The sequence below is a fragment of the Micromonospora craterilacus genome (assembly GCF_003236315.1).
Lineage (GTDB): Bacteria > Actinomycetota > Actinomycetes > Mycobacteriales > Micromonosporaceae > Micromonospora > Micromonospora craterilacus.
In genome coordinates, this window is record NZ_POTY01000048.1 from 25,022 (window position 1) to 32,334 (window position 7,313).

General features: G+C 73.2%; 5 protein-coding genes. 4 read left to right on the forward strand and 1 reads right to left on the reverse strand.

The features are described from left to right. The first annotated feature begins 17 nt into the window (after positions 1 to 17). The 4 genes from C1I95_RS10555 (at position 18) to C1I95_RS10570 (ending at position 7,017) form a co-directional block, all read left to right on the forward strand. The gene (locus C1I95_RS10555) at positions 18 to 650 is read left to right on the forward strand and encodes a hypothetical protein (protein ID WP_111213617.1); all 633 of its coding nucleotides are present in this window, start codon (positions 18 to 20) and stop codon (positions 648 to 650) included. Positions 651 to 806: 156 nt separating this feature from the next. Further along, positions 807 to 2,909, forward strand: coding sequence for a copper resistance CopC family protein (locus C1I95_RS10560; RefSeq protein WP_111213618.1), 2,103 nt, complete (start codon positions 807 to 809; stop codon positions 2,907 to 2,909). A 46-nt stretch (positions 2,910 to 2,955) separates the two neighbouring features. After that, positions 2,956 to 6,144, forward strand: a complete 3,189-nt coding sequence (locus C1I95_RS10565) for an AfsR/SARP family transcriptional regulator (protein ID WP_111213619.1) — start codon at positions 2,956 to 2,958, stop codon at positions 6,142 to 6,144. Positions 6,145 to 6,276: 132 nt separating this feature from the next. Then, complete coding sequence (locus C1I95_RS10570; protein ID WP_111213620.1) at positions 6,277 to 7,017, forward strand: DUF2306 domain-containing protein; 741 nt, start codon at positions 6,277 to 6,279, stop codon at positions 7,015 to 7,017. A 57-nt stretch (positions 7,018 to 7,074) separates the two neighbouring features. Here C1I95_RS10570 and C1I95_RS10575 read toward each other — a convergent pair. Continuing rightward, positions 7,075 to 7,313 (reverse strand): response regulator transcription factor (locus tag C1I95_RS10575; protein WP_146605690.1); only part of this gene is annotated, 239 nt, incomplete at its 5' end.

Below are 7,313 nucleotides of genomic sequence, written 5' to 3' on the forward strand. Positions count from 1 at the left end.
GATAACGGAGCATCGAGATGAACGTGTGGAATCGTAAGCGGCTTCTCGCGGCGGGTGCCGCGGGTGCCCTGTTGGCCGGTTCGGTGGCGGTCGGGTCGCCGGCGTTGGCCGAGCCTGGTGACGACGCCGATGTGCGGGTGACGGTGGATATCGAGCCGATCAAGGAGCCGGGTGTCCTGGCGATGTCGATCGCCGGTGACTCGGTTGCTCTGGCCGAGGACGGGTCGACGTTGTTGGTGCGTCAGTTTGTCGGCACTCTGCCGACGGTGACGGTGACGGACACGCGTACGGCGGATGAGGTGCCGGCGGGTGCGGCGTGGGCGGTGCTGGGTAGCGCGACCGACTTTGTCGGTAGTGCGGGTCAGGCGCCGATCGGTGCCGGGCACCTGGGCTGGAAGCCGCGTCTGATCGACGGCGGCGACACCGGCCTGGTGTCCGAGGGTGAAGAGGTCGTGACCGTCCTCGACGAGGCGACTCAGCCGGGTAACAACGTAGGTCTGGTCGACCAGGAACTCCTCGTCTCGACCTTCGACTCCGGCGCGGTCGCCGGTGACGCCTACTCGGTCAACGCGGACCTGTTCCTGCGGACCCCGGCGGACGTCGCCGCGGGTGCGTACACCTCGACGCTGACCCTGTCCCTGTTCGAGTAATGGACTGGTGAGGGGGCCGCGATGCGGCCCCCTCACCCGCTCCGGAGTTTCGTAGCGCCTCGCGCCGACTTGAGTCGAGGCGAGCATAACTTTTGCTATCTGCACAAAAAGATGGCGATCTCTTGATCTAGGGCGCATCGCGGTAAGGATGTCCAGATGCGTCGTCTTACTCTGACTGCTGGACGCGTCGTTTCGAGCCTGCTCGCGCTCGTCCTCGTCACAGCGGTCAGCGTCCTCACGTCCGCCCCGCCCGCCGCCGCTCACGGCACCCTGGCGATGTCCACCCCGACCGAGGGCGCCACGGTGAACGAGCCGTTGGCGACAGTGGAGCTCTACTTCACGGAACAGGTCGCCGCCAACGCGTACTTCACCATCACCGCCCCCGGCGGCGGCCGGGTCGACAACGGCTGGACGTACGGGGCACCCAAGCCGCTGGCCCAGCCGGTCCGGGAGTACTTCCTGGTCGACGGGAAGTTCGAGCCGCGCGAGTACTCGACGGGATTCCCGGCGGTGGTGACGCTCGCTCATCTGCCGGCGGCGGGACAGTACTCGGTGAGCTACCTGTCGGTCGCCACGGACGGTGAGCCGGTGCGGGGCACGATGAGCTTCCGCTACGCGGGACCGGTGACGGCTGCGCCGCAGGGGTGGAGCCCGCCCACCAACCAGCCGGACCCGACCCTGGTGGCGGCCGCCGAGCAGCACGGGCACGGCGGGGAATCGACCGCCGCACCGGCCGTACCACCGGCGTCGTCGGTGCCGCCGCCGGCGGCGGCGCAGCCCTCCGCCCCCAGCGAAGACGAGAGTGGCCTCGGTCGGGTGGTCTGGACCGGCCTGGCCCTGGCGATCGCGGCGGTGCTGGCCGGCGTCGTGATCTGGCGCCGCCGCCAGCCCGCACCGGCGGTCAGGGGCACCGGCCGAACCCGTGGCGTGAGGCCGGCCGCCGGCCGGCCGGGCGCCGGCTCCCGTTCCCGCGGCAGGACGGCGGCGGCCGAGCGCTCCGGCGGCAGGACGGCGGTGGCTGAGCGCGGCGGCAAACGCAAGGCCGGCGCACCCGGCGCCGGCGCCACCCGCAAGGCTGGTGCGTCGGGTTCCGGCGGCCCGAGACGACCGGCCGCCACCGTCGCGGCACGGCAGAGCGGCGCGGTGGTCACCGCCAGGACGGGCGCCGCTACCGAGCCGTCGTCGGCCGGACCGGACGCGACTCCAGCGAGCGCCGTCGCCACGGTGGACAGCGACTCGCGAGCCGCGCCGGCGAGCGCGGTGCTGGCGTCCGACGTGGACGATGCGGTGTCGGCGGCTCGTACGCCCCGGTTCAGCAACACGGGTCTCGCGCTGCTCGTCGGTGGTCTGGTGGTCGCCCTGCTGGCCGGGTTCGGGCTCGGCCGGCTCGGCGCGGGCGACCAGCGCACCGCCACCGACCCGGGGCAGGCGGCGGCTCCCGCCGGCGGGCCGCTCGCCGCCGGGCCGGCGTTGTCGGCGGGGGGCGGGCACCAGCACCCGCCCGGAACCGGCGCGCACACCCACTCGGGGGACGGCGGCACGGACCAGACCCAGGCGACCGGGACGTCGGTGAGCGCCGCCGGGTACACGCTGCAACCGGTGCAGCGGTCCCAGCCGGCCGGCGTGGACGTCGACTACCAGTTCCGGATCGTCGGGACCGACCAGCAGGCGGCGACGCGCTTCGCGGTCGTACACGACAAGCCGTTGCACCTGATCGTGGTGGGTCGCGACCTGAGCGGGTACCAGCACCTGCACCCGACGATGGCGCCCGACGGCACCTGGAGCCTGCCCCTGAAGCTGGCTCGGGCCGGCGGCTATCGCATCTACGCCGACTTCACCGTCATCACGGCCGACGGCACCCAACTCCCGCTGGTCCTCGGCGTCGACCACCACGTGCCGGGCGCCTACACCCCGGCCGGGCTGCCGGCGGCGCGGCCGGACGCGACGGCCGGGCCGTTCACGGTGGCGATGGAGGGTACGCCCACGGTGGGGGTGAGCACGCCGATGGTCTTCCGGGTCAGCCGCACCGGCACCCCTGGGCCGGTTCAGCTGGCCCGCTACCTGGGCGCGTACGGGCACCTGGTCGTGGTACGCGAGGGAGACCTGGGCTTCGTGCACGTCCACCCGGAGCCGGAACTGGTCGACGGGGCGGTCAAGTTCTGGCTGACCACGCCGAGCAGCGGCCGGTACCGGGCGTTCCTCGACTTCCAGGTCGACGGGAAGGTACACACGGCGGAGTACACGATCAGCCTGCCCTGAACACGGCGCCCGTCCGCCAGCTTCCGTGATGGGGCAGAATCGATCCGTGTGGTTCGGCGTGCTGGGGCCGGTCGAGGTGCGCTCGGCGACCGGGAGCCCGCTACCCGTCGGTGGGCCCCGACTGCGGGCACTGCTCGCCATGCTCCTGCTTGACGCCGGGCAGGTGATCACCCGGGACCGGCTGGTCGCGGGGCTGTGGGGGGCCAAGCCGCCCGCCGACGCCACCAACGCACTCCAGTCCCAGGTCTCCCGGCTGCGCCGGGCCCTGCCCGACCACGGCGAGGTCAGGGTGCAGGCACATCCGGCCGGGTACCGCCTCGCCGTGGCCGCCGAGGACGTCGACGTGCACCGGTTCGCCACCCTGGCCGACGCCGGGCGTCAGGCGCTGGCCGCCGGTGACCACCCGCTCGCCGCCGCCCACCTCGGTGCGGCGCTACGGCTGTGGCGTGGGCCCGCCCTGGCGGACATCGCCACGGCCCCGTTCGCCGCGGCACAGGTCACCAGGCTGACCGAGCAACGGCTGACCGTCGTCGAGGACTGGGCCGAGGCCGAGTTGCACCTCGGCGACCCCGACCACCTGCTCACCGCGTTGCGCGACGAGGTCGCCGCCCACCCGCTGCGGGAACGGCTCTACGTCCTGCTCATCCGGGCACTACACGCCGTCGGTCGCCGCGCCGAGGCACTCACCGTGTTCGAGGAGGTGCGTCGGCTGCTCGCCGACGAACTCGGCACCGACCCGTCGGCTGACCTCCGCGCCGTACACCTGGCGGTGCTGCGCTCCGACGACGGACCGACCCCCGGCCACCCGGACCGCGCCGGCCCTCCGCCGGCCGCCCCTGAGGTCGTTGCCGCCCGGCTGACCAGGCCACCAGCCCCACTCACCAGCTTCGTCGGCCGCGTCGAGGAGCTCACCCGGACCAGCCACCTGCTCGACGGAACCCGGCTGGTAACCGTCGTCGGACCCGGCGGGGCGGGCAAGACCCGGTTCGCGGTGGAGGTGGCCCGCCGGCGCGGAGCCGGAGTCTGCTTCGTGGACCTGTCCCTGGTCACCGACGGAACCCAGGTCCCGCAGGCCATCCTGCGCGCCCTCGGGCTGCGTGACATCACCCGGCTGAAGGCCCTGGGGGCCGCCGGCGATCCCGTCGACCGGCTGGTCGCCGCCCTTTCCGACCAGCCGGTGCTGCTCCTGATGGATAACTGCGAGCATGTGCTCACCCCCACCGCCCGGGTGGTCCGCCGGCTGCTCGCCGATTGCCCGGACCTGCGGGTGCTGGCCACCAGCCGGGCGGCGCTGGGCATCACCGGGGAGGTCCGCTGCCCGTTGCCACCGCTGGCCCTACCTCCGCCCGACGCCGATGCCCGGACCGCCCTCGACTACCCCACGGTGCGCCTGTTCCACGAACGGGCCACCGCGGTACGTCCCGACTTCACCGTCGGACCGGACACCGTCGACGTGGTCCGCCGGATCTGCACGGCGCTGGACGGGCTGCCGCTGGCGATCGAACTCGCCGCCGTCCGGTTGCGGGCCCTGCCGGTGCAGGCGGTCGCCGATCGGCTGGACGACCGGTTCCGGCTGCTGTCCCGAGGGGATCCGACGGCGGCGCCCCGGCACCGCACCCTGCGGGCGGTGGTCGGGTGGAGTTGGGAGCTGCTCTCCCCGGACGAGCGGGCTCTCGCCCGCCGGCTGACCGTGTTCGTCGGTGGCGCCACCGGCGCGGCGGCCGTGCAGGTCTGCGACCCGGACGGCGCGGACGTGAGCGACCTGCTCACCGATCTGGTCGACCGGTCCATCGTGGAGTGGACCGGGTCGCGCTACCGGATGCTGGAGAGCATCCGCGAGTACGGGGCCGAGCAGCTGGTCGAGGCCGGCGAGCGGGAGCGACTCTGCCGGGCGCACGCGGAGTACTTCCTCGACCTCGCCCGAACCGCGGACCCGGAGCTACGCGGACCGGCGCAACTGAGCTGGGCGGACCGGCTCAGCGCCGAGCACGCCAACCTGCATGCCGCGCTGGCCTGGGCGGTCTCCGCCGACCCGCACCTAGCGTTGCGTCTGGTCGCTGCCCTGGCCTGGTACTGGAACCTGCGCGGCATCCGCGGTGAGGTGGCGCCAGCGGTGACAGAGCTGCTGGACCGGATCGGTCCCGAGCCGCCTGCCGAGCTGACCGAGGAGTACCTTGTCTGCGCGATGCTGGACCTGGCAACCGGGAAGCCTGGCCGGTACGACCAGAACCGGTTGGCGGCGATCGAGGCGATGGCGACGGCCCTCGGCCGCCCGGTCCGCCAGCCTTTCCTGGTCGTGACGCTGGTGCAGGCCACCGGGCCACCGGCGCATGACCTGACCGCCCGGCTGAGGCTGCTCGGCTCCGACCGGTGGTTCAAAGGGCTGATCCACCTCGGATGGGGTTACCTGCGGTTGTTCGACGGCGACCTGGCCGGTGCGGAACCCGGCCTCCACGAGGCCCTGGTGAGCTTCCGGGCCAGCGGCGACCGTTGGGGCGTGTCGCAGGCGCTCGACGGCCTGTCCACCCTCGCCGACCTGCGGGGCGACCCGCACACCGCGCTTGCCCTGAGTGCCGAGGCGATCGACCTGGTCACGCAGCTGGCCGCGTTGGAGGAGGTCGCGGAGCTGCGCTGCCGCCGGGCCGAGCGACTGATCCGTGCCGGCCGCCTGGCCGAGGCGCAGGCCGAGTACGCTGCCGCCGCCGAGCTGGCCCGGCGTATCGGTCTGCACGGCATCCTCGTGTTGACCCGATACGGCCAGGGCGAACTCGCCCGGCTGGCCGGTGACCTGGCGACGGCCCGCCACCGGTACGAGAGCGCGCTGGCGGACTGCCCGGCCGACTGGCCCAACTCCGAGGTCCGGTCCCGACTGCTCACCGGGCTCGGGCGGCTCGCCGAGGCGGACGGCGCGGTGCCGGAGGCATGCTCGCGGCATCAGGCTGCCCTTGCCGCCGCGCTGACCAGCGGCTTCCCCCAGTGTGTGGCCGCTGCGGCGGACGGGCTCGCCGGTGCCGTCCTGCTCGACGGGGACGCCGGGGGTGCCGCCCGGTTGCTGGGCATGGCCACGGCGGTCCGTGGTGGGCACGTCCCCGGCTACCCGGACCGCGGGCGGACGGTCGCCGGGATCCGATCCCGGCTCGGCGACCAGGCGTACGCCGAGGCCCACGCCTCGGGCACCGGGCTGACCCGGGTGGAACAGCTGGCACTGCTGCGCACGCTGGCCGACGCGGACTGACCGGGCGGTGGGCCTGCGTCACCGGCCGTGCCGTCCGGTGGGGCGGCGGCGGTCAGCGATCGGTGCGCGACCGGTCAGCGTGCTGCTCCAACCTTCTCGAAGCCGGCGGGCGCCGGTAGCGAGGAGGAGCACATGAGCCAGTCGACCGCAGCACCACCGACCGGTGGGCGGGTGCCGCCGCCACCGGCCCGCCGTCGCTGGTGGCGGCGCCCCTGGATCTTTCCGCTGATGTTCGTGGCGGTGGCCTTCATCGCCTTCTCGGTGCCGCCGTACCTGACATTCGACCCCGACAATTCCCGAATCCCCCCACCGGACGCCCTGGGCGGGCTCTACTTCCCGCTGCTGGTGGTCCACGTGTTCTTCGCCTCGATCGCGATGGTCACCGCCTGCTTCCAGATCTGGCCGTGGTTCCGGCGGCGCAACCCGCAGGCACACCGGATCATGGGCCGGGTGTACGTGCTGGGCGGGGTACTGCCGGCCGGCCTGGCGGGTCTGGCCATCGGGGCGGTCACCCCGTTCGGGCCGGTGAATCTGGTCAGCAACATGGTGATGGCTCCGCTGTGGCTGACCTTCACGCTGGTCGGCTTCCGAATGGCCCGACGGCGGCGGTTCGTCGAGCATCGCCGGTGGATGATCCGCAGCTTCGCGCTGACCTTCTCGATCATCACGAACCGGGTCTGGGCGGTCTTTGCCGTGATCATCCTGTCGCCACAGCTGGACACCACGTTCGGCGGCAGCGACATCGCGCTCCAGCAGGCGATCAGCGCGATCAGCGCGTGGCTAGGCTGGGTGGGTACCCTCCTGATCGCCGAGTGGTGGTTGGAGCGGACCCGGCGGCGCGGCGCCCGCCCCGCCGAGGTGCCGCGCGGCTGACCGGCCGGCGTGGCATGGCAGCCGGAACCCCCGACCGCCGCTCGGCCGTTTCGGCGCTCACCGCACGGTCCGGCGCGCGACGAGGTCGCTCTCGTAGGCGGCGATGACGAGCTGCGCGCGGTCGCGGGCGCCGAGCTTGGTGAGCAGGTTGCCGATGTGGGTCTTGACGGTCTTGACCGAGATGGTGAGCGCCCGCGCGATCTCGTCGTTGGACAGGCCACGGGCGACGAGGGACAGCACTTCGGTCTCGCGTCCGGTGAGGACGTCGATACCCCGTACGTCGGGCGGGCGGGGGC

What these genes read in the sequence shown, in the direction of transcription:
- C1I95_RS10555 (WP_111213617.1), top strand. Translation starts at nt 18, where the DNA reads ATGAACGTGTGGAATCGTAAGCGGCTTCTCGCGGCGGGTGCCGCGGGT.
- C1I95_RS10560 (WP_111213618.1), top strand. Translation starts at nt 807, where the DNA reads ATGCGTCGTCTTACTCTGACTGCTGGACGCGTCGTTTCGAGCCTGCTC.
- C1I95_RS10570 (WP_111213620.1), top strand. Translation starts at nt 6,277, where the DNA reads ATGAGCCAGTCGACCGCAGCACCACCGACCGGTGGGCGGGTGCCGCCG.